This is a genomic window from Streptomyces seoulensis, from assembly GCF_022846655.1.
In the GTDB taxonomy this organism is placed as follows: Bacteria; Actinomycetota; Actinomycetes; order Streptomycetales; family Streptomycetaceae; genus Streptomyces.
In genome coordinates this window covers 5,195,220-5,217,468 of record NZ_AP025667.1, presented here as the reverse complement: position 1 = coordinate 5,217,468, position 22,249 = coordinate 5,195,220, and the positions used below count along the sequence as shown (strand labels likewise).

Annotated in this window: 15 protein-coding genes; 5 read left to right on the top strand and 10 right to left on the bottom strand. The window is 70.6% G+C overall.

The window, feature by feature from the left end; translation table 11 throughout:
* Positions 1–73 precede the first annotated feature (73 nt).
* Both HEK131_RS23950 and HEK131_RS23945 read left to right on the top strand, forming a co-directional pair.
* A complete protein-coding gene (locus HEK131_RS23950) occupies positions 74–3,097 on the top strand; it encodes a glycoside hydrolase family 3 protein (RefSeq protein WP_244336974.1) in 3,024 nt (1,007 codons plus the stop codon).
* Between the two features lie 59 nt (positions 3,098–3,156).
* Complete coding sequence (locus HEK131_RS23945) at positions 3,157–4,539, top strand: hypothetical protein (RefSeq protein ID WP_244336971.1); 1,383 nt, start codon at positions 3,157–3,159, stop codon at positions 4,537–4,539.
* 95 nt (positions 4,540–4,634) lie between these two features.
* On the opposite strand, the gene HEK131_RS23940 is transcribed toward HEK131_RS23945, so the two are convergent.
* Positions 4,635–5,243 carry a YceI family protein gene (locus HEK131_RS23940; RefSeq protein WP_244336970.1) on the bottom strand — a complete coding sequence of 203 codons (609 nt, stop codon included), beginning with the start codon at positions 5,241–5,243 and terminating at the stop codon, positions 4,635–4,637.
* 227 nt (positions 5,244–5,470) lie between these two features.
* Between HEK131_RS23940 and HEK131_RS23935 the strand changes: the two genes are divergently transcribed.
* The 3 genes from HEK131_RS23935 (at position 5,471) to HEK131_RS23925 (ending at position 8,045) form a co-directional block, all read left to right on the top strand.
* Complete coding sequence (locus HEK131_RS23935; protein ID WP_217461695.1) at positions 5,471–5,968, top strand: hypothetical protein; 498 nt, start codon at positions 5,471–5,473, stop codon at positions 5,966–5,968.
* Between the two features lie 278 nt (positions 5,969–6,246).
* Complete coding sequence (locus HEK131_RS23930; RefSeq protein WP_217461694.1) at positions 6,247–7,830, top strand: acyl-CoA carboxylase subunit beta; 1,584 nt, start codon at positions 6,247–6,249, stop codon at positions 7,828–7,830.
* Between the two features lie 23 nt (positions 7,831–7,853).
* Positions 7,854–8,045 carry an acyl-CoA carboxylase subunit epsilon gene (locus HEK131_RS23925; RefSeq protein ID WP_244452131.1) on the top strand — a complete coding sequence of 64 codons (192 nt, stop codon included), beginning with the start codon at positions 7,854–7,856 and terminating at the stop codon, positions 8,043–8,045.
* A gap of 53 nt (positions 8,046–8,098) precedes the next feature.
* On the opposite strand, the gene HEK131_RS23920 is transcribed toward HEK131_RS23925, so the two are convergent.
* The 9 genes from HEK131_RS23920 to HEK131_RS23880 all read right to left on the bottom strand — a co-directional run bounded on the left by HEK131_RS23920 (position 8,099) and on the right by HEK131_RS23880 (position 21,929).
* Entirely contained in the window at positions 8,099–11,113 is a 3,015-nt protein-coding gene (locus HEK131_RS23920; RefSeq protein ID WP_244336969.1) for an NACHT domain-containing protein, read from the bottom strand.
* 98 nt (positions 11,114–11,211) lie between these two features.
* Positions 11,212–11,793, bottom strand: a complete 582-nt coding sequence (locus tag HEK131_RS23915; protein WP_030793786.1) for a GTP-binding protein — start codon at positions 11,791–11,793, stop codon at positions 11,212–11,214.
* Positions 11,774–12,346: a DUF742 domain-containing protein gene (locus HEK131_RS23910; protein WP_217461691.1), complete on the bottom strand. Its 573-nt coding sequence runs from the start codon at positions 12,344–12,346 to the stop codon at positions 11,774–11,776. Before HEK131_RS23910 ends, HEK131_RS23915 begins: the two co-directional genes overlap by 20 nt.
* A 94-nt stretch (positions 12,347–12,440) precedes the next feature.
* Entirely contained in the window at positions 12,441–12,854 is a 414-nt protein-coding gene (locus HEK131_RS23905; protein WP_005479603.1) for a roadblock/LC7 domain-containing protein, read from the bottom strand.
* A gap of 10 nt (positions 12,855–12,864) precedes the next feature.
* Entirely contained in the window at positions 12,865–16,269 is a 3,405-nt protein-coding gene (locus tag HEK131_RS23900) for a nitrate- and nitrite sensing domain-containing protein (protein ID WP_244336968.1), read from the bottom strand.
* A 367-nt stretch (positions 16,270–16,636) separates the two neighbouring features.
* On the bottom strand, positions 16,637–17,212 hold the full coding sequence (locus HEK131_RS23895) for a GTP-binding protein (RefSeq protein WP_030808427.1): 576 nt from the start codon (positions 17,210–17,212) through the stop codon (positions 16,637–16,639).
* Positions 17,193–17,591, bottom strand: coding sequence for a DUF742 domain-containing protein (locus HEK131_RS23890; protein WP_161148836.1), 399 nt, complete (start codon positions 17,589–17,591; stop codon positions 17,193–17,195). Before HEK131_RS23890 ends, HEK131_RS23895 begins: the two co-directional genes overlap by 20 nt.
* A gap of 111 nt (positions 17,592–17,702) precedes the next feature.
* Positions 17,703–18,116, bottom strand: a complete 414-nt coding sequence (locus HEK131_RS23885) for a roadblock/LC7 domain-containing protein (protein ID WP_020128762.1) — start codon at positions 18,114–18,116, stop codon at positions 17,703–17,705.
* 9 nt (positions 18,117–18,125) lie between these two features.
* Positions 18,126–21,929, bottom strand: a complete 3,804-nt coding sequence (locus tag HEK131_RS23880; RefSeq protein ID WP_244336967.1) for a sensor histidine kinase — start codon at positions 21,927–21,929, stop codon at positions 18,126–18,128.
* Between the last annotated feature and the right edge of the window lie 320 nt (positions 21,930–22,249).

Below are 22,249 nucleotides of genomic sequence, written 5' to 3'. Positions count from 1 at the left end.
GGGGTCCAGGGGGCCCCAGTTCACTCAAGCCGTGAGCTAAGTCATGAGTGAACCAAGAGCCGAGGGAAGGTCCATGCGCAGAACCGCCCTGCTCGTCTCCACCGCTCTGCTGACCGCGCTGCTCCCGCTGGCCGGAGGCATCGCCACCGCCTCCGGCGCCGACGGCGCGGACCCGGCCCCGGTGCCGGTCGACCGCTTCGAGGGCGAGGTGCCCTTCGCCGCCCAGCCCGCCGAGGGCATCTTCACCTGGGGCGGCGACGGCGACGACCCGCCCGCCCTTGAGCTGACCGCCCGCGCCGACGCCCCCGAGGGCGCCAAGGTGCTCACCGGCGGCTACGACATCAGCGGATACGGCGGCTTCACCCACGACTACGCCGCCACCGCGCCCGCCCACGACTGGTCCGCCCACCGGGGCGTGCGCCTGTGGTGGGAGGGGCAGGGCAGCGGCAAGAAGATCACCTTCGAGATCAAGGACGGCGGCGCGCACGGCGAGGCGTCCGAGCTGTGGACGACGTCCTTCACCGACGACTTCACGGGGTGGAAGCGGATCGAGCTGCCGTTCTCCGCGTTCACCTATCGCACGGACTACCAGCCGGTCGGCGGCATCGACCATGTCCTCGGACTCACCCGGATGTGGGGCTACGCGGTCACCCTGCCGACCGGCGTCAAGGGCCGCTTCGCCATGGACGGCGTCGAGCTGTACGGCGCCGCCGACCCGGCGCTGCGCGCCTCCGTCACCACCGACACCGCCGTCCGCCCGGTGAAGGAGGGCGGCACGGCGAGCGTCCGCGTCACCCTGGCCACCACCGACGCGAAGCCCGTCACCTCCCCGGTGGCCGTCGCCTACGCCACCGGCGAGGGCAGCGCCCGCCCCGGCAAGGACTACACCCCCGCCTCCGGCACCCTCACCTTCCCGGCCGGCACCCCCTCCGGGACCTCCCGGACGGTCAAGGTGACCACCCTGAAGGACCGCACCGCCGAGGAGGCCGAGACCGTACCGCTGAAGCTCACGGTCACCGGTGCCAAGGCCCCGGCGGAGAACCCGCAGGTCGTCATCGACGCCCACGGACTGCCTTACCTGGACAGCAAGTTGCCCGTGCGCAAGCGCGTCGCCGACCTGCTCGGGCGCATGTCGCTCGCGGAGAAGGCCGGGCAGATGACCCAGGCCGAGCGCGGCGCCGTCTCCGAGCAGGGTGACATCGCCGCCTACGCCCTCGGCTCACTGCTCTCCGGCGGCGGCTCCACGCCCACCCCCAACACCCCGGCCGCGTGGGCCAGGATGATCGACGGCTTCCAACTGCGCGCCCAGGCGACGCGGTTGCAGATCCCGCTGATCTACGGCGTCGACGCGGTCCACGGGCACAACAACCTCTCCGGCGCCACCGTCCTGCCGCACAACATCGGCATCGGCGCCACCCGCGACCCCCGACTCGCCCAGCGCACCGGCGAGGTGACCGCCGCCGAGGTCCGCGCCACCGGCATCCCCTGGGACTTCGCACCCTGCCTCTGCGTGAGCCGCGACGAACGCTGGGGCCGCTCCTACGAGTCCTTCGGCGAGGACCCGGCGCTGGTGAAGTCGATGGAGACGGTGATCCAGGGCCTCCAGGGCCGCGCCGACGGCCGCGACCTCGCCCGCGCCGACAAGGTGCTCGCCACCGCCAAGCACTTCGTCGCCGACGGCGGCACCGCCTACGGCTCCTCCACCACCGGCACCTACACCGTCGACCAGGGCGTCTCCACCCTCACCAGGCAGCAGTTGGAGGCCGTCCACCTCGCCCCCTACCAGGACGCGGTGGACCGGGGGGTGGGCACCGTGATGCCCTCGTACTCCTCGCTCGACGTGATCGGTGACGGACGCGGCCCGGTCAAGATGCACGCCCGCGCCGACATGATCAACGGGGTGCTCAAGGACCGCCTGGGCTTCGACGGCTTCGTCATCAGCGACTGGAACGCCATCGACCAGCTCCCCGGCGACTACGCGACCCAGGTCCGCACCTCCGTCAACGCGGGCCTGGACATGATGATGGTCCCCTACACCTACAAGGAGTTCACCGCGGCCCTGACCGCCGAGGTGAAGGCCGGCCGGATCAGCGAACGGCGGATCGACGACGCGGTCTCCCGCATCCTCACCCAGAAGTTCCGCCTCGGCCTCTTCGAGCACCCCTACGCCGACACCTCCGGCGCCGCCGCCATCGGCTCCCCGGCCCACCGGGCCGTCGCCCGCGAGGCGGTCGCGAAGTCGCAGGTGCTGCTGAAGAACGACGGCGGCCTGCTGCCGCTGCGCAAGAGCCAGAAGCTGTACGTCGCCGGCTCCAACGCCGACGACATCGGCAACCAGACCGGCGGCTGGACCATCACCTGGCAGGGCTCCTCCGGGAACATCACCCAGGGCACCACCATCCTCGCCGGACTGCGCGAGGCGGGCGGGAAGGTCACCTGGTCCAAGGACGCCTCCGCGCCGACCGCGGGGCACGACGTGGGCGTGGTCGTCGTGGGGGAGACCCCCTACGCCGAGGGGGTCGGAGACGTGGGCAACGGCCACGAGCTGACCCTGTCCGCCGCCGACCGGGCCGCCGTGGACAAGGTGTGCGGCGCCATGAAGTGCGTGGTGCTGACCGTCTCCGGCCGCCCGCTGCTGCTCGGTGACCGGCTCGGCGGGATCGACGCCGCGGTCGCCTCCTGGCTGCCCGGCACCGAGGGCGGCGGCGTCGCGGACGTGCTCTACGGCAAGCGGCCCTTCACCGGCCAGCTCCCCGTGACGTGGCCGCGCGGCGAGGCCCAACTGCCGATCAACGTCGGCGACAGCTCGTACGACCCGCAGTACCCCTACGGCTGGGGCCTGACCACGCGGGTCGCGGCGAAGGGCGGTGCGCTGGGCGGGCTCGCCGAGGCGGCCACCACCGCCGAGCGCCGACACGACGACCGCCGGGGGCGCGAGGTGGTCACCCGGGCCCGGCTGATCGTCCAGCAGAAGGTGGGCCAGCGGATCACGGCGGCGGTGGCCAAGCCGTTCGCCGAGGCCGACCACGCGCTGCTCACCGGGCGGTACGGACAGGCACTGCTGAAGCTGCTCCAGGCGTACCGCGCCGCCCGCTGACCAGCAGAACGGAACCGCACATCTGACCGAATGGGGGAGGCTTCAGGTAGCGTCGAAGCATGAAGGCCGTGCTCTCGACCCGCGCCCGAAGCCTCCCCGCTCTCCTGCTGGCCGCGCTGGCGATGGTCCTGGTGCCGCTGTTCGCGCTCGCACCCGCGTCCTCGGCCTATGGCAGCGCCGACACCAGCACCTCCACCATCGGCCAGGCCCTGCGCAAGAGCCCGGTCTACGTCGACCCGGCGGCCTCCGGCCAGCTTTCACGCGCCGATGCCGACGCGCTCGCCAAGAAGATCAAGGACGCCGGGAAACCGGTGTTCCTCGTGGTCCTCCCCGCCGGCTACCCGAGCGGGACGGTCCTCAAGGACGTCCGCGCCGCCACCGGCATCACCGGCCTGTACGGCATACGCCTCGGCGACCGCTTCGCCGCCGGCTCCGACCCCTCGGTCATCTCCTCCACCGCCCGCGAGAACCTCGTGGCCAGCGTCCGGGGCGAGGGCGCCAAGGCCCAGCTCACCGACTTCACCGACCGCGCGCTCGACACCGTGCGCGGCCGCGCTCCCTCCTCCTGGGGCACCTCCGACAACGGCGGCGGGGTCTCCACCACGGCGTTGATCGTCGCCGGGGCGGTCGTGGTGGCGGGCGGCGCCGGTGTCTACACCCTCAGCCGCCGCAACCGCCGCCGCCGCGAGGAGGAGCAGCAGGCTTCCCTGGAGCGGCTGCGGGTGGTCGTGGACGAGGACATCACCGCCTTCGGCGAGGAACTCGACCGCCTCGACTTCCATCCGGGCGAACCCGGCGCGGACGACGCCATGCGCACCGACTACGAGAACGCGCTGAACGCCTACGACGACGCCAAGCGCCGCATGGGCGAGGCCCGCAGACCGGAGGACGTGCGCGGGGTCACCGAGGCGCTGGAGGACGGCCGCTTCTCCCTCGCCGTGCTGGGCGCCCGCCGGGAGAAGCGCCCGCTGCCCGAGCGCCGTCCGCCCTGCTTCTTCGACCCCCGGCACGGCCCCTCCGTCACCGACGCCGCCTGGACCCCGTCCGGCGGCAGCACCCGCGAGGTGCCGGTCTGCGCGGCCGACGCCGCCCGGCTCGCCGACGGCCGCGAACCGGCCACGCGCGAGGTGGAGACCGAGTACGGCCGCCGCCCCTACTGGGACGCCGGTCCCGCCTACGGCCCCTGGGCGGGCGGCTACTTCGGCGGCGGCCTGCTGCCCGGCCTGCTCGTCGGCACCCTGCTCGGCGGCATGATGGCCACCCCGTCCTACGCGGCCGACTACGGCGGCGGGTACGGCGACTTCGGCGGCTTCGAGGGCGGCGACATGTCCGGCACCGACTTCGACCCCGGCGGGTTCAGCGACGGCTTCGGCGGCGGAGGGGACTTCGGCGGGGGAGGCGATTTCGGCGGAGGCGGGGACTTCGGCGGCGGCGGCTTCTGACGCTCCGGCCCCCGGCCCCCGGACACGCGAAAGCGCCCCGTTCCTCGAAGGAGGAGCGGGGCGCTCACGCGTGGTGCGGCCGGACCGCCGTGGGCTCACGCGTTCTTGATGGCCGACACGTCGAAGCTGAGCTTGATCTTGTCGGAGATCAGCACGCCGCCCGTCTCCAGGGCCGCGTTCCAGGTCAGGCCCCATTCGGAGCGCAGCAGCTCCGCCTTGCCCTCGAAGCCGACGCGCTCGTTGCCGAAGGGGTCGGTCGCCGCGCCGTTGAACTCCAGGTCGATGGTGATCGACCGGGTGACGCCCAGGATGGAGAGGTCACCGGTGATGCGGTAGTCGTCGCCGCCGAGGGACTCCGCCTTGGTGGAGCGGAAGGTCATCGTCGGGAACTCGTCGGTCTTGAAGAAGTCGGCGGACTTCAGGTGACCGTCGCGGTCGGCGTTGCCGGTGTCGATGCTGTCCATCACCACGTCGAGCGTCGCGGTGGACTTGGCGGCGTCGTCGCCGTCCAGGTGCAGCGAGCCGGTGAACTCCGTGAAGCCGCCCTTGACGTTGGTGACCATGGCGTGACGCGCGGTGAAGCCGATCGAGGTGTGCGCGGGGTCGATGGTGTAGTCGCCGGTGAGCGCGGCGAGGCCGGTGCCCGCTCCGGCGGTCGCGGCGCTGGTCTCGGGGGTGCTGTCCTTGCGGCCGAAGATGCCCATGGTGTGCTCCTTGGGGAGAGTCTGTTTAACGTTCAACGAACCCGACGTCTACGACCGTAGACCCATTCAGTTCGATTTTCAACATCATCCGGAACGTGTTTCCATCCTGACCCACGGTTACCGTGTACGCCCTCTGGCGGACGCGCGTAGAACTCGGGCACCATCTGTCTGCACCACCTGCACAGCCGCCCCGCAGCAAGCACGGCCAACCGCAGGAAGGGTCATTCATGAAGGTCCGCTCCGTCCTGACCGCGCTCGCCCTCGTCGTCGCCCCGGGCGTCGCCGTGGTCGGCACCGCCTCCGACGCCTTCGCCGTCACCAAGATCAGCCACGCCACCGCCACCCAGATGTTCCGGGACGTCGGCCTGACCTGGTCGTCCTCCGGCGGCTGCTCCAACCGCCAGAACTCCACCTGTACGTCGTTCGACCAGCTCAACCTGCCGACCGCCCAGGGTGCCCAGACCCTGAAGCGGGCCAGCGGCTGCGCGCTCAACATCACCGGCGGCACCGAGGTCGGCCACGCCTCCGGCACCTACTCGCACTACAACGGCTACAAGCTGGACTTCGGCAAGGTCTCCTGCATGACCTCGTACATCAAGAACAACTTCACCTACATCGGGCTGCGCGGGGACGGCGCGCCGCAGTACCAGTCCGGGTCGGGCAACATCTACGCCGACGAGGGCAACCACTGGGACGTCCTGTACTACAACTGCGGCGGCTGCTGAGCCGACCCGCTCCGGACGGCGGAAGGTAGGGTTGCCGCGACGGCCCCTTCCGCCGTCCGGGTGCCCCCGTTTCACTCCGGGGATGGCATGTCCCACCCAGGAATCCGGGGGGCAGTGACACCCCTCACTTTGTGGCAGCCCTACAAAGACGGCGCCCTCTGAGCAGTCGGAACGCCTGCATCCCGCCCCGGTTCTGTTCGGTGGTACCAGGAAAACGCTCCGGAGACTGTACGGAGTCGACGGCCCGGTTTCCTCGAGGTCCTTCGTATGGTCACTACATGACCGTTTTGGAAGAGACGACGGGTGAGCCGACGGACGCGCGCGGGCGGGTCGCCGAGCTGCACGAGATCCGTGCGCAGGCCCTGGCGGGCCCCAGCGAGAAGGCGACCGAGGCGCAGCACGCCAAGGGCAAGCTGACCGCCCGGGAGCGCATCGAGCTGCTCCTCGACCCCGACTCCTTCCAGGAGGTCGAGCAGTTGCGCCGCCACCGCGCGACCGGCTTCGGCCTGGAGGCGAAGAAGCCCTACTCCGACGGTGTCATCACCGGCTGGGGCACGGTGGAGGGCCGCACGGTCTTCGTCTACGCCCACGACTTCCGCATCTTCGGCGGCGCGCTGGGCGAGGCCCACGCCACCAAGATCCACAAGATCATGGACATGGCCATCGCGGCCGGTGCCCCGCTGGTCTCGCTCAACGACGGCGCCGGCGCCCGTATCCAGGAGGGCGTCTCCGCGCTCGCCGGCTACGGCGGCATCTTCCAGCGCAACACCAGGGCGTCCGGTGTCATCCCGCAGATCTCCGTGATGCTCGGCCCGTGCGCGGGCGGCGCGGCCTACAGCCCCGCCCTCACCGACTTCGTCTTCATGGTCCGCGAGACCTCGCAGATGTTCATCACCGGCCCCGACGTCGTCAAGGCGGTCACCGGCGAGGAGATCACCCAGAACGGCCTGGGCGGCGCGGACGTGCACGCCGAGACCTCCGGTGTCTCCCACTTCGCCTACGACGACGAGGAGACCTGCATCGCGGAGGTGCGCTACCTCCTCTCGCTGCTGCCGCAGAACAACCGCGAGAACCCCCCGCGCGTGGAGTCCTCCGACCCCGCCGACCGCCGCGGCGACGTCCTGCTCGACCTGGTCCCGGCCGACGGCAACCGGCCCTACGACATGACCAAGGTCATCGAGGAGCTCGTCGACGACGGCGACTACCTCGAGGTCCACGAGCGCTGGGCCCGCAACATCATCTGCGCCCTGGGCCGCCTCGACGGCCAGGTGGTCGGCATCATCGCCAACCAGCCGCAGGTCCTCGCGGGCGTCCTGGACATCGAGGCCAGCGAGAAGGCCGCGCGCTTCGTGCAGATGTGCGACGCCTTCAACATCCCGATCATCACCCTGCTGGACGTGCCGGGCTTCCTGCCCGGCGTCGACCAGGAGCACGGCGGAATCATCCGCCACGGCGCGAAGCTGCTGTACGCCTACTGCAACGCGACCGTGCCGAGGATCTCGCTCATCCTGCGCAAGGCGTACGGCGGCGCCTACATCGTGATGGACAGCCAGTCCATCGGCGCCGACCTCACCTACGCCTGGCCCACCAACGAGATCGCCGTGATGGGCGCCGAGGGCGCGGCCAACGTCATCTTCCGCCGCCAGATCGCCGACGCCGAGGACCCCGAGGCGATGCGGCAGAAGATGGTCAAGGAGTACAAGGCTGAGCTGATGCACCCGTACTACGCGGCGGAGCGCGGCCTGGTCGACGACGTGATCGACCCCGCCGAGACCCGCGAGGTGCTGATCAGGTCCCTGTCGATGCTGCAGTCCAAGCACGCCGACCTGCCCTCCCGCAAGCACGGCAATCCCCCGCAGTGACCGAGACCTCGGAGACCATCGCCATGACCAGTGCCGACATCCGCGTCGAGAAGGGCCACGCCGACCCCGAAGAGGTCGCCGCCATCACCGCGGTCCTCCTCGCCCGCGCCGCCGCCCGCCCCGAAGCGACCCCGTCCCACCGCCCCCGCCCCCGCGCGGGCTGGCGCCGCCTGGAGCGCGAGGGCGGCTTCCGGGCGCCGCATAGCTGGCACTGAGTTTCGCTTCGAAGGGTCCTTTCATTCTGGAAGGGCCCTTCGGCGTGCCCGCTTCAGATGATGATCACCTCGACACCGGGAAAGTCCAGGGCGCCTCGATCATCGGGAAGGTTGCAGCCGAGGAGCTTCAGTTGCTGCACGGAGGGAGGCGTGAAACCTGGTGTCTCCAGCCACCCAGCGACATCGAAGTGATGCAGGGTGAGCATCGGTACTGCGGGCAGCGCGGTGAGATCCACCGCCGAGAACTCATGGGCCCACAAGTTCAAATTGTTCAGGCCACAGAGCGCGTTACGACACTGCGCGAGGTCCGTGCCTCGGTGGACGTCCCACAATGAGAGGTTGATGGTCTTCTCGCTGAGGCGCAAGCTGCTGAGATCCCGGGTGTTCCGGACGCATATGGCAAGACTTGTCAGTCGCGGGAAGCGGCCCAGTGCTTCCAGATGAGTGAATGCCGCGTCGCCGTCCAGAGCCAGCGCGTCGAGGCTGGGCACATCCGGTAGTAGCGACAGGTCTACTTCGCCGGTAAGCGACCACAGGACCAGATCATCGAGAGATGACGGCACCCGCAGCGAAGCTAGATCGGTGACGGGGAATCGGATGTCGATCCGATTGGGCGAAAGTCGCCCCAGGGGCCGCAACTGGCCGGAATGCTTGATGGCGACAAGGTGACCCCTCAGATCAACCCCGGACAGAACTGCGTCGGCATAAGCGTCCGGATCGAAGTAGTTCCAGCCCTCAATCAGTTGTCGTGTCACGTCGCTGCGCTCATCGCCCACATAGCCCGATAGCAGTCCAAGCGCCTCGGGCCCACCGATCAGCACGACGGTTCGCACCGTCTGTGCCGCTGCCTTCTCCGTCAGCTCAATGAGTGACTTCGGCATCTTGCGCAGCAGGCTGGTCCCCACCACGGCCAGCCGTGCCGGATCACTCTTGCGTCGCGGTGGCAGCAACCCCTCCACCGCCGCGTCGACCCGTTCCGCCAACCTCACGGATAGTTCCGGCACCGTTTCCTGGCACGAAGCTGCCAGCAGGCGCAGCTTGCGAGTCCAGCGAGACTCCGCAGCAGACCGGTCAAGGATTCCGGTCAACAACTCCTCCCGCTGAGGTCGGTTCGCATGGCCCGCTGCCATGATGATCGTCTCGCGCCACAGGTCCAGGTGCGCTCGCTCGACCAGGTTGCCGATGCGGTCCTCTTCGGCCGCCTCCTCCGCCGCCAGGTACTCCTGGAAGGTGCGGTGGACGAAGTCGAGGCGGCCGAGGGTGGGGGAGCGGAGGATGCCGGAGCGGTCGCGAAGGCTTTCCAGGACCGCTCTGCCGTCCTCCTCGTCCAGGTGCCGCATCCCCGCCAGCTTGCGGCCGACGTGGACCGCGGCCTGGTCCAGGGAGATCTCGCTGCGGTTGTTGTCCGACAGGCGCCAGGCGAGGTCCCGCAGCAGGACCACCTTGTCGCCCAGGCTCAGCCCGCTGTCCACCGCGCTCGGTACGTTCCGGTCCGCGTCCCGCTCGTGGACCAGCGTGTGGAGGGCGTTGCGGTACAGCTCCATGCGGTCGCGCGGCAGCTGACTGCCCCGGTTGAGATGCATCGCGCACAGCATGGCCGCCAGCAACGGCGTACCCGCCAGGGACTGGAGGTGCGGCCGGTCCTTGAGGCTGTTCAGCAACGACTGCTCGTAGCGCGGAAGTTCGTCCACCGGGCACGGCAGCTCCTCGCCCAGCTCGCGCACCGCCTGATGCCACTGCCGGACGAACGCCGCCAGGTCGGGCGGGGTCATCCGGTCCAGGTGCAGCGCGGTGAACTTCTCCCGGCGCAGCCAGTCCGCGCCGGCCGCCGCCGGACGGGAGGTCACCACGATCCGCACCTCGGGATACGCGGCCAGCAGCTTGCGCAGCCACTCCCGCACCCCCCGCCGCTCGGCGTCGAGGAGTTCGTCCACCCCGTCGATCAGCAGCAGCGCCCGCCCGTCGGTCAACTGGCGCTCCACCCACGCCTTCGGCATCACTCCGGTGATCTGCCCGGCCACCGAGTCGAGCATCGCCTCCGGCGTCGGCAGCGCCCGCCCGCTGTACTCCCGCAGCTTCACGAAGACCGGCGTCAGACCGTTCCAGCCGGCCAGCTCCCCGGTGAACGCGCCCCGCGCCGCCGTGACCGCCAGCCACTGCAGCAGCGTGGTCTTCCCGGACCCCGCCTCACCCCGGAGCAGCACCCGACCAGGCCCCCCGAGCGCGGCCTCCACCCGCATCCCCGCGCCCTCGCCCCCGGAGTTCTCCCAGTCGCTCATGTCCGGCCGGAGCAGCGGAAGCGCACGCCTCGCCCCCTCGCGCCGGGCCCGTATCTCGTCCCCCGTCGCCCGCAGGCTGACGTACGCCACCGAGAGCCGCACCTGCGCCCCTGCCCGGTCGGAGGTGCGCCGGAACAGCTCCACCTCGTCCAGGGTGGTGCTGACCAGCTCCAGATACCGGCGCCGGAACTCGCCGTCCCGGTCCGTGCCCTCGGGGGCGAACAGCGAACGGTCGGGTAGCCGTTTCAGCACCCGGGCTATCTCCGCGCCCAACGATGTCGTGCGCGCGAGCAGTTCACTCAGAGTCCGCTCTTCGAAGACGGGCAGCCCCCGCACGATGCGCACGTAGTACTCGACGCACTCCGCGAACAGCACCTCGTACAGCCGAGTCTCCGCCTCGCCGAGGCCGACCGGCGGACGTGCCGCACCCGTCAGCCGACGCACGATCTCGGCGGGCCTCGCGTCGGCGGCCAGGATCGCCTCGTCGGAGAGGTCCGCCGCGGCGAAGGTGCCGCACACCGCGTCGATCACAGCCTGGCGGCTGTTCTCCGCCAGGCCGGGGAACTCCCGTTCCAGGAACGGAGCGAGCCGGTCGTAGACCGCGTCGGCCATCTCCTCGAACTGCCGCTCCACACCCCGCTGGAAGCGCAGCCCGGACACGCGCAGCCGGATCAGCTCCGCCATGTCCAGCGTGCGTTCCTGCTCGCGGCGCTTGCCCCCGAGCCACATCTGGGCGGCCGCCTTCGCCACGGTCGAACCCAGCCGCAGCGCCGCCGCCTCGCCCACCATCACGTCCCCCTTCGCACCGACTGGAGATCCAGTGTGGCAGCGGGGTACGACAAAGGGGCCCCTTCCGGTGTGGAAAGGGGCCCCTCGACGTGGAGCGGCTACCGCAGCCGGGCCATCAGGGCGTGCTCGACCAGGGTGATCAGCGCGCTCTTGGCGTCCGCGCGGTGGCGGGCGTCGGTGGTGATGATGGGGGCGTCGGGGCCGATCTGGAGGGCCTCGCGGACCTCGTCGGGGTTGTAGGGCTGGTTGCCGTCGAAGCCGTTGAGGGCGATGACGAACGGCAGGCCCGAGTTCTCGAAGTAGTCGACCGCGGGGAAGCAGTCGGCCAGCCGCCGGGTGTCGACCAGCACGATGGCGCCGATGGCGCCGCGCACCAGGTCGTCCCACATGAACCAGAAGCGGTCCTGACCGGGCGTACCGAAGAGGTACAGGATCAGGTCCTGGTCCAGGGTGATACGACCGAAGTCCATCGCCACCGTGGTGGTGGTCTTGTCCCCGGTGTGGGTGAGGTCGTCGATGCCCGCCGACGCGGACGTCATGACGGCCTCGGTACGCAGCGGGTTGATCTCCGAGACGGCCCCCACGAACGTGGTCTTGCCCACGCCGAAGCCGCCCGCCACCACGATCTTCGCGGAGGTGGTGGAGCGGGAAGGACCGCCGCTAGAGCTTGCGAAGTCCACTGAGCACCCTTTCGAGCAGTGTCACGTCTGGCTGGCCGCCGGCGTTCTCGTCGCCGCCGGGCTGATGGATGGCGACCAGGCCCGCCTCCGCCAAGTCGGCGACGAGAATCCTGGCCACGCCGAGGGGGATCGTCAGCAGTGCCGAGATCTCGGCCACCGACTTGATCTCCCGGCACAGGTTGCAGATCCGCTGATGCTCGGGCAACTGACCCTGCATCTGGTGCGGTGCTGCGGTGGTGTGCACCAGCGCCTCGATGGCGAGCTGGTAGCGGGGGCGGGTCCGGCCGCCGGTCATGGCGTACGGACGCACCAAGGGGTTGCTGGTGCCGGACGGGGCCGCCGAGGGCTCGGGGCGACGCGGCGGCTGTACCGGCTGGATGCGCGGGGCCGAGGGCTGGTCGTACGGCGTCGGGCCGGGGCCCTGCGGCGCGTACGGCTGCCGGTGGTCCGGGACGGAGGGAAAGTCGTACCCGTTCGCCGAGCCGCCGTCCTGTCCCTGTGCGGGACCGTACGACCAGTTGCCCGAAGACGGACCGCCTGGGGGTGTTGCCACTTTCTCCTCCTCCGACTGTGCCGGGCACCCATCGCTGTGGAGCCGCGTCCCGAAACCTTACGGCCCCGGGACGCGAACGCGCACCGTCCGCTTGTTAGTTGAGAAGGCTGCCCTGGAGTTCCGCCCGGAGATCCGGGGTCAGGACCGTGCCCGCGCGGTCCACCAGAAGGGCCATCTCGTACCCGATGAGGCCGATGTCCGCCTCCGGGTGGGCCAGAACGGCCAGCGACGAACCGTCGGATACGGACATGATGAAGAGGAATCCCCGCTCCATCTCCACAACCGTCTGGTTCACGCTGCCCCCCTCGAAGATGCGGGAGGCGCCTGCCGTCAGAGACGTCAGACCGGATGCGACGGCCGCGAGCTGGTCGGCGCGGTCGCGCGGGAAGCCTTCGGACATCGCCAGAAGGAGTCCGTCGGCGGAGACCACCACGGTGTGGGACACACCCGGAGTGTTGTCCACGAAGTTGGTGATCAACCAGTTAAGGTTCTGTGCCGCCTGGCTCATCGGGCTCACACTAACGCTCCTGGTCGTAGGTGCTGTCAGGACCACCGTGCTGATTGTTGGTGGCCTGGCCGTTCGTTTCACTGCCTGCGCTGCGTCCTCGCTGGACGCCTCGACGCAGGTTGCTCAGCCTGCCCCGGACATCCTCCGGGGCGCGGGAGACCTGTGGGCCCCCCTGAGGGGTGCTCTCGGCGGTGCCCTCGACCAGGTTGGCCTTGGGTACCCGCCGCGGCAGGCCGGAGGAAGTTACCCCGCCCGCCTTGGGCTTGCGAAGCTGCGAAGCCTGCTGCCAGCGCTCGTCGTTCGCCGAGCGCCAGTCGTCGTTCCCGCCGCCCGTGGTCGCCGGGGCCGAAGCCTCCTGGCGGCCCTGCGGCGTGCCGTTGGTGCCACCGGAGCCGTTCAGCCCGCCCGAACCGTTCAGTCCGCCCGAACCGTTCAGCCCGTTCGGCGCGAGGCCGCTCGAACCCAGTCCGCTCGAACCGTTCATGTTCAGACCGGTGGAACCGCCCACCGGGCCCGAGCCGTTCGAACCGCCGCGGCGGGGCAGACCCGCGTTGGTCACTCCGCCGGCCGCGGGACCGGCCGGGGCCGGCCGGTCGAAGCCGCCGCCCTGGCCGCCGTGGCCGCCGTGGCCGTGCTCACCGTGGTCGGGGGCCTGCGCCGGCTCCGGGTCCGCAGCGTACTGGGCCGGGTAGCCGTTCTGGTAACCGTTCTGCTGGGGCCAGTCGTCCTGGAAGGACTGTCCCTCGTACGAGCCGCCGAAGGCGTCGGCCGCGGGAGCGTTCTGGCCCTGCTCGGGGTACCCGGACTGCGGGTAGCCGCCGTTCGCGGGGAAACCGTCGTTCTGCGGGGCGGAGTTGCCCTGCGCGAAGTACTGCTCGTCGTACGCCGGCTGCTGCTGCTGTTCCTGGTACGCCTGCTGTCCGTCGAACGCGCCGCCCTGGGGCTGCTGCTGCTCGGGGAAGCCCGTGCCGTTGTCCGCGTAGCCGCCGCGTGCCGGGTCGAAGCCGTCCTGGTAGCCGGGCTGTCCGCCCTCGCCCTCGCCCTGCGGGCCGTGCGTCTGGGCCTCCAGGGCCGCACGGCGCTCCTCGCGGACCAGGGAGCGGTTGACCGGGTCCAGACCACGGATGTCGTCGGGGACCTCGGTGTAGCGGCTGTCGTCGAAGCCCAGCTCCGCCGCCGTGCGCATCGGCTGTGCTGCCTGCGCCTGCGGCTGGGGGCTGAAGGGCTCGCCGGCGAACTGCTGCTCCGGGATGATCTGCGAGACCGTGAACTCCTCGCGGTCGAGCTGCGTCTCGCCGCCACCACCGTGGGTGATCGCGTCGGGCAGCATGACCAGGGAGGTCGTACCGGCCTGCTCGCCCGAGGGGCGGAGCTGGACGCGGATGCCGTGCCGGTCGGACAGCCGGCCGACCACGAACAGACCCATGCGCTGGGAGATCGCGGCGTCCACGGTCGGCGGGTTGGCCAGCTTGTGGTTGATGTCCGCGAAGTCCTCGGCGGTGAGGCCGATGCCCTTGTCGTGGATCTCGACCATCACGCGGCCGTCGGGAAGACGGGTCGCGGTGACGCGGACCTTGGTCTGCGGGGAGGAGAACGTGGTGGCGTTCTCCAGCAGCTCGGCGAGCAGGTGCACGAGGTCGGTGACCGCGCGGCCGTGGATCTCGGCCTCCGGCACGCCCGACAGCTCGATGCGCTCGTACTGCTCCACCTCGGAGGAGGCGGCGCGCAGCACGTCGACCAGCGGGACCGGCTGGTCCCAGCGGCGGCCCGGCTCCTCGCCGGCGAGGACCAGCAGGTTCTCACCGTTGCGGCGCATACGGGTGGCCAGGTGGTCCAGCTTGAAGAGGTTCTCGAGCTGGTCCGGGTCGGCCTCGTTGTTCTCCAGGTCGGTGATGAGGGTCAACTGGCCCTCGATCAGAGACTGGTTGCGGCGCGACAGGTTGGTGAAGATCGCGTTGATGTTGCCCCGGAGCAGTGCCTGCTCCGCGGCGAGACGTACCGCCTCGCGGTGGACCTGGTCGAAGGCGCGGGCGACCTCGCCGATCTCGTCCTTGGTGTGGATCGGGATCGGGGCCACGCGGGTGTCGACCCGGCCGGGGTCGGTACGGGAGAGCTGGTCGACCAGCATCGGCAGGCGCTGCTCGGCGATGCCGAAGGCGGCGTTGCGGAGCTGGCGCATCGCGCGGCTCATCTGGCGGGCGACGGTACCGGCCAGGATGAAGGCCAGCAGCAGGACCAGGACGACGGCCACACCGGTGATGATCGCCGAGGTCTTGGCGTCGTCGGCGATGCCGGAGGCCTCGCTCACCGCCTTGTCGGCCATGTCCGACTCGATGGAGCGGTAGGCCTTGAACTTGAGGGTGTTGACCGCCCACCAGTTGGCGGGCGTGATGCCCTGCACCGCGAGCTGCTGACGCTCCAGCGGGTCGGTGGAGCGGAGCTGGGAGAGCGCCACGACCATCTTCTGCGGGTCGGCCGGCGGCGCCTTGTAGGAGGGGTCCTTCGACTTGGCCTCGGCGGCCAGCGCGGCCCCCTGGCTCAGGATGTCCCGCTTCTCCTGCTCCAGCCGGTCCGCGTCGGCCTGGGTGCCACCGCCGAGGTACTCCTCGACGGCGATGCCCTCCAGGTAGGCGTAGGTGGAGAGGGCCACGCGCTGGGTCGCCAGGTTCGGCGCGTCCGGGCCGGGCTTGACCAGCATGTGCATGCCGATCGAGCGCTCCAGCGACAGCGCGGCCTTGGTCAGCGAGATGGCGTAGACGGTACGTCCGTAGGACGTGATGTTTCCGGTGCCCAGGCCCAGCTCGTTGGCGAACTCCATGAGCGGGTGGGCGACCTTGATGTAGCCCTCTTCGGTCTGCACGCCGGTGAACTTGGGGCCGTAGGCACCCGCACGCAGCGTCTGCAGGAAGGGCTCGGTCTCGCGGAACAGCTTGAGCCTGCGCTCCAGGCCGGGCTTGGCCGGCATGCTCTGCGCGGCGCGGCTGAACGCGGCGGCGGCCTGGTCGGTGTTCTTGCGGGCCGCGTCGACCGTGGCCTTGTCCTGCGCCGTGGCCGCCTTGCCCTTGAGCAGCGGGGCGGCGCTGAGGTCACGCTCGTTGTAGAGCGCGTCCGCATAGGAAAGGGACGCCTGCACCAGACGCGCGGTGTTCTGCGCGTCCTCGGCGTCCTGCCAGGTGTCGATCGAGTTCTTCACCTGGAAGCCGCCCATGACGAGGGCGACCAGCACAGGTATGAGCAGGATCGCGTTCAGCCTGGTCGGCACGCGCCAGTTGCGCGGTGAGAAGCGTCCCCCACTGGACGCGGGAGCTGCCTCTGGCTCCGGTCCGGCCACCGCTGGGGTGGGCGCCGCAGCGCGCGGCGGCGGGGTGAAGTTGCCCCGCGCCGACGGCTCGGGACCGTTCTTGCTTCGCCTCACTCGACCAACAACCTCTCGGCGGGTCGGCACCTGTCGTGCCGCAGTCTCTCAGAGCCCGGTTCCTCTTCGACCACTCAGTACGTCTTTGACCCCTGGGCAGTTCAGGCATTCCAGCACGCCGACCTGGGCAGTAACAAACGGGGGCGGTGTCGTTGTAAGCCGTAGATAAAACGGGTCATTACCGAGCGAGCCCCACAAATGGCAAGGACTTTGTGAGCGCAGCGGTACCGGCCGACCGCGTCGCGTGGCGAAGCGCGGGATTTCCTCTGCCGAACTGTTATGAACACCGGAGCCGACCGTGTCAAAGGCCACAGCCGGCTCCGGGTGAGCTACGACAACTGCCTTACGGCAGATCGCACTTGGGGCCCTACCGCAGGCGGGCCATGAGGGCGTGCTCGACCAGGGTGATCAGCGCGCTCTTGGCGTCCGAGCGGTGCCGGGCGTCCGTGGTGATGATCGGTGCGTCCGGACCGATCTGGAGCGCCTCGCGGACCTCGTCCGGGTTGTAGGGCTGCTGGCCGTCGAAGCCGTTGAGGGCGACGACGAAGGGCAGACCCGAGTTCTCGAAGTAGTCCACGGCCGGGAAGCAGTCCGCGAGCCGGCGCGTGTCCACGAGCACCACCGCGCCGATGGCGCCGCGCACCAGGTCGTCCCACATGAACCAGAAGCGGTCCTGACCGGGCGTACCGAAGAGGTACAGGATCAGGTCCTGGTCCAGGGTGATGCGGCCGAAGTCCATGGCGACGGTCGTCGTCGTCTTGTCCCCGGTGTGGGTGAGGTCGTCGATGCCCGCGGACGCGGACGTCATGACGGCCTCGGTACGCAGCGGGTTGATCTCCGAGACGGCGCCCACGAACGTGGTCTTGCCCACGCCGAAGCCGCCCGCCACCACGATCTTGGCGGAGGTCGTGGCCCGCCCCGAGTCAGAGCTTGCGAAGTCCACTGAGCACCCTTTCGAGCAGCGTCACATCGGGAGCGCCGCCGTTGTTCTCGTCGCCGCCCGGCTGGTGAACGGCGACCATGCCGGCCTCGGCGAGGTCGGCCACCAGAATGCGGGCCACGCCGAGGGGCATGGCCAGGAGCGCGGAGACCTCCGCGACCGACTTGACCTCCCGGCAGAGGTGGCAGATGCGCTGGTGCTCCGGGAGCATTCCCATCAGCGCTGCCGGGTCGGCCGTGGTGCTGATCAGCGCCTCGATGGCGAGCTGATAGCGCGGCCGGGTCCGGCCACCGGTCATCGCGTACGGACGTACCAGTGGCTGGTCGCCCTCATCCCCGTACGGTTCCGCGTACGGATCATGAGAGGCGGTGGGCGGGGTCATGAATCCTCCGGGCGGGACAGCAAGTTGGTCAGTCGTGCCGTCTGACAGGGCCGGTGGGGGGATTGTGGCGGCCGGACGGTTGTTTCGTGTGGTGGGTGGTGCCGGGGTGGGTCAGTGGAGCAGACTGCCTTGTAGTTCGGCGCGCAGGTCCGGGGTGAGTACCGCACCCGCGCGGTCGACGAGAAGAGTCATCTCGTAGCCGACGAGGCCGATGTCGCACTCGGGGTGGGCGAGGACCGCGAGGGAAGAACCGTCCGAGACGGACATGAGGAACAGGAATCCCCGTTCCATCTCGACGACGGTCTGCGCCACGCTGCCACCCTCGAAGATCCGGGAAGCCCCGGCCGTGAGAGAGGTCAGCCCGGACGCGACCGCCGCGAGCTGGTCGGCGCGGTCGCGCGGGAAGCCTTCGGACATCGCCAGCAGAAGGCCGTCGGCGGAGACCACCACCGTGTGCGACACCCCTGGGGTGTTGTCCACGAAGTTGGTGATCAACCAGTTCAGGTTCTGTGCCGCCTGGCTCATCGGACTCAACTAACGCTCCTGCTGGTGAGTGGGGCTCGGGAAGCTGCCGGTCTGGCCGCCCCCGGCCTGACGGCCCTGAGCGATACCCCGACGAAGATTGGTCAGCCGGCCGCGTACGTCGTCAGGCGCACGGGAGACCTGCGGACCGCTGTGGTGCTGTTGCTGCTGTGCCGTGCCCGGGACGAGGTTCGCCTTGGGTACACGGCGCGGCAGACCGGAGGTGGTGACACCGCCCGCCGCGGGCTGTCGTACGCGCTCCGCCTGCCGGACGAGTTCGTCGTTCGGGGAGGTGCGCCACGAGCCGGTGGTGGACTGGGACTGCTGCGGGGCGGGCGTGGGGGCCTGCGCCTGCGGCTGCTGAGGGGCCGGAGCGGACTCCGACTGCTGCTGCTCCTGCTGGAACCAGTTGGTCTCCAGCGTGTCGTACAGCGGGGTACGGCCGTCGCCCGGCGTGCCGGCCGGGGCCGGGGGCAGCGCCCAGTTGTCGCCCGGCGCCTGTCGCGCCGGACCCCGGGAACCGGCCTCGGGGCGCGTCGACCGCTGCGGTGCGGCGGGGCGCTGCTGCTCGAACTGGCCGGTGTGGGCCGGGTTCTGGGCGGCCTGGTTGCCGTTCTGGTGCTGCGCCGGACGGCCGGGCAGCGCGTGCTGGCCGGTGTTGCCGCCCTGGTACGCGTCGTAACCCTGCTGGACCGGGAACTGACCGGTGTTCTGCTGAGCCTGCTGGCCCTGCGGTCCGCCGAAGAGGTCGGAGCGGGTGTACTCGTCGCCGCCCTGCTGACGGCCGTAGCCGCCGCCGTTCTGGGCGCCGGGCTGCTGGTACTGGCCCATGTTCTGCGGGTCGTTCGCACCCGGACGCTGGAACTGCCCGTTGTTCTGGGCGCCGTTCGCGCCGGGCCGGGCGAACTGCCCGGTGTGCTGCTGCTGGTCGCCGCCGCCGTACAGGTCCTGACGGGGGAAGCCGCCCGTGGCGGACGGGTCGTGCGCGTCGACGCGGGGCATCTCGGCGGTACCGCCCATGCCCTGCCGGTCGTCGATACGCGGCATCCGCGAGGTCTGCGACGGGTCCTGCTCGTCGTGGCCGCGCGGCACGTCCAGCGAGGCACGCGACTGCGGGTTGCCACCGGGCAGTTCGGCACGCGGGCCGCCACGCGGCGGGAGCTGCGGCTGCCGCCCCTGTTCGGCACCGGCACCGGCGCGCTGCGGCTGCTGCGCGGGGCCGCGGCCGCCGAAGGCGTCCTGCTGCGGGCCCCCGGGGTTCGCGGTGTGCATCCCCTGCGGGGCACCCGGAGCCTGACCGGCCGGGCCGGCCTGGCCGGAGCCCGAGGGGGCGGGGCGGTTCTGCTGGTTCTGCTGGAAGGCACCGGGACCCTGCGGGCCACGGGCGCCACCGGGGCCACCGGAGCGGCCGCCGTTCTGTCCGGCGCCGGGAAGTGCGGCACGCGGGCCCTGGCCGGAGCCGACCTGGCCACGCTGGCCGGGGCCGCCGGTCAGGCGTCCGCCACCGGCCGGGGCGCCGCCGAGGGCACCGCCCGCGCCACCGCCGCCGTTGTTGCGGCGGGCCGCCGCGGCACCGGCCGCGGCCTGCGCGGCGGCGGGACCGCCACCGGAGCCGGGGCCGCCGGCCTTGCCCGGAGCGGGCTTCTTGCCGCCCTGGGCGACGTCGACGGGCAGCATGACCAGCGCGGTCGTACCACCGGAGTCGGACGGGCGGAGCTGGATGCGGATGCCGTGACGCTGCGACAGACGGCCGACCACGAACAGACCCATGCGGCGCGAGACCGACACGTCCACCGTGGGCGGCGCCGCGAGGCGCTCGTTGATCGCGGCCAGGTCCTCGGGGGAGAGGCCGATACCGGTGTCGTGGATCTCGATCAGCACCCGGCCGTCGGGCAGCGCGTGACCGGTGACCTTGACCTTGGTCTGCGGGGAGGAGAACGAGGTGGCGTTCTCCAGCAGCTCGGCGAGCAGGTGCACGAGGTCGTTGACGACGCGGCCGGCGACCTCGGTGCCGGGCACCGACGCCAGCTCGATGCGCTCGTACTGCTCCACCTCGGAGGCGGCGGCGCGGAGCACGTCGACCAGCGGGACCGGGCGGGTCCAGCGGCGGCCGGGCTCTTCACCGGCGAGGACGAGGAGGTTCTCGCCGTTACGGCGCATGCGGGTGGCGAGGTGGTCGAGCTTGAACAGCGAGGAGAGCTGGTCCGGGTCGGCCTCGCGGGACTCCAGTTCGGAGATGAGCGAGAGCTGACGCTGGATCAGGCCCTGGGAGCGGCGCGAGAGGTTGGTGAACATCGCGTTGACGTTGCCTCGCAGCAGCGCCTGCTCGGCGGCGAGGCGGACCGCCTCGTGGTGCACCTCGTCGAAGGCCGCTGCCACCTGGCCGATCTCGTCCCGCGAGTGCACACCGACCGACTCCACGGACGTGTCCACGTCCTGCGGGTCGGACTCGGAGAGCTGCTTGACCAGCTCGGGCAGGCGGTCCTGGGCGACCTTGGTGGCGGTGTCCTGCAGGCGGCGCAGCGAGCGGATCATGGACCGGGCCACGACGAACGCGCCGACCAGCGAGACGCCGAGCACGAGCAGGATCAGCACACCCGAGATGATCGCCTCCTGCTCGGAGGTCGCCTTCAGCTCGCGGGCCTTCTGCTCCATGCTGTCGAGCAGCTCGTGCTCGATCTTCTTCATCTGCTGGATCTTGGTGGAGCTGTCGTCCACCCAGTCCAGGTACGAGCGCGCCTGCTGGCCCGCGAGGCCGTCGCGGGACTCGAAGACCCGCTTGGCGTAGAGGTCGGCCGCCTGGATCGTCGGGTTGTTCTCGTCGATGGGCTTGAGGATCTCCTCGGCGCCCTGGCTCGCGTAGACCTTGCGGAAGATGTTGAGCTCGGAGTTCTCGCTGTCGTACGCGGACTCGCCGTAGAGGCGGTCGTTGGTGGACAGGGCACCCTTGGTGGCGTTGCTGGCGGGCAGGGCGGCCGCGATGACGGCTCGCTGCACCGACGCGTACTCCTTGGCCGTGGAGAACGCGGCCAGGGCGCGGGTGCGCTGGATCATCTCCGGGTTGCTCGACGCCTCGGCCATGTCCTGGGAGAGGTCGATGAGCTGGGTGATCAGCCGGTGGTACGCCTCGACGGTCTGCGTCGAGTTGTCGTCCGAGGTGTACGCGTCCCGGCGGATCTTGCCGAGCGCGTCGAGCTGGGAGACCAGGCCGACCAGGGTGTCGCGGACGCCCTGGAGGTTGCCGTCCTTGCTCGCCGCGTCGATCTGCTCGGCGGAGTCCTCGAAGGTCTTCTTCGCGTTGTCCGTCTTGTCGCGGAAGCCCTTGACCGTGTAGTCGGACGACTTGAGACCGTGCGCCAGGGGACCGGCGGACTGGTCGCGCTCCTCCTGGAGGGCGGCGGCCAGCTCGGTCGCGCGCTGGGTCATCTCGGTCAGCAGCTTCATGTTGTCGAGCTGCTTGATGTCGTCCATCGAGTCGCCGATGCGCAGGCCACCGAGCGTGGTGGCCGCGACCACCGGCAGCGCGAGCAGCGACACCAGACGCGTGGAGATGCGCCAGTTGCGCAGTGCCATCCGGGAGCCGGTGCTGGGCGCGCTCCTGGCGGTCTTCGCGGTGGGCGTCGCGGTCATGGCACCGGAAGCACCCGCCGGGGCGGACGTGCCGGGGCGCTTGGCGCGCTCGGCGCCGTCGCCCGCCGATGCCTTGCCGGCGCTCTGGGCGTGCTGGTGCGAGGAGCCGCCGGCCATGGGGGCAGTCCCGCCGTGCGGCTCCGGCTCGGCCGAAGCGCTGCCATCCCTCTTGAAACGTCCCTGCACTAGCGTCGCAACCTCTGGACCAGGCGCCCCTCCGCGTGAACGGCGGGACACGGTGTCGGCGTCATGAAGGGCGCCCTGAATACGCCCCCCGTGTGGTCTTGAGTGACCGGCGCTGGATTCCCCCCTGTCTCACCGCCACTCGGCGCGGCGTCGCGCCCCCTGCGCCGGCTCGATCCTGCGGCGGTCCTCGGCATTCCAGCACAGTGCCGGATCTCCAACAAGGGACGGACCCCGAGCTGTGACCTACGTGACGGCGCGTGATGCACGGGTCACGACGGGTGGAGGTGGATCACCCGTATAGGTGGGCAATTCCGGCGAGT

Excerpts from the sequence above, each read along its gene's own strand:
- HEK131_RS23950 (WP_244336974.1), top strand. The coding sequence starts at position 74 with ATGCGCAGAACCGCCCTGCTCGTCTCCACCGCTCTGCTGACCGCGCTG.
- HEK131_RS23905 (WP_005479603.1), bottom strand. The coding sequence starts at position 12,854 with ATGAGCCAGGCGGCACAGAACCTTAACTGGTTGATCACCAACTTCGTG.
- HEK131_RS23930 (WP_217461694.1), top strand. The coding sequence starts at position 6,247 with ATGACCGTTTTGGAAGAGACGACGGGTGAGCCGACGGACGCGCGCGGG.
- HEK131_RS23890 (WP_161148836.1), bottom strand. The coding sequence starts at position 17,591 with ATGACCCCGCCCACCGCCTCTCATGATCCGTACGCGGAACCGTACGGG.
- HEK131_RS23935 (WP_217461695.1), top strand. The coding sequence starts at position 5,471 with ATGAAGGTCCGCTCCGTCCTGACCGCGCTCGCCCTCGTCGTCGCCCCG.
- HEK131_RS23885 (WP_020128762.1), bottom strand. The coding sequence starts at position 18,116 with ATGAGCCAGGCGGCACAGAACCTGAACTGGTTGATCACCAACTTCGTG.
- HEK131_RS23920 (WP_244336969.1), bottom strand. The coding sequence starts at position 11,113 with ATGGTGGGCGAGGCGGCGGCGCTGCGGCTGGGTTCGACCGTGGCGAAG.
- HEK131_RS23940 (WP_244336970.1), bottom strand. The coding sequence starts at position 5,243 with ATGGGCATCTTCGGCCGCAAGGACAGCACCCCCGAGACCAGCGCCGCG.
- HEK131_RS23925 (WP_244452131.1), top strand. The coding sequence starts at position 7,854 with ATGACCAGTGCCGACATCCGCGTCGAGAAGGGCCACGCCGACCCCGAA.
- HEK131_RS23945 (WP_244336971.1), top strand. The coding sequence starts at position 3,157 with ATGAAGGCCGTGCTCTCGACCCGCGCCCGAAGCCTCCCCGCTCTCCTG.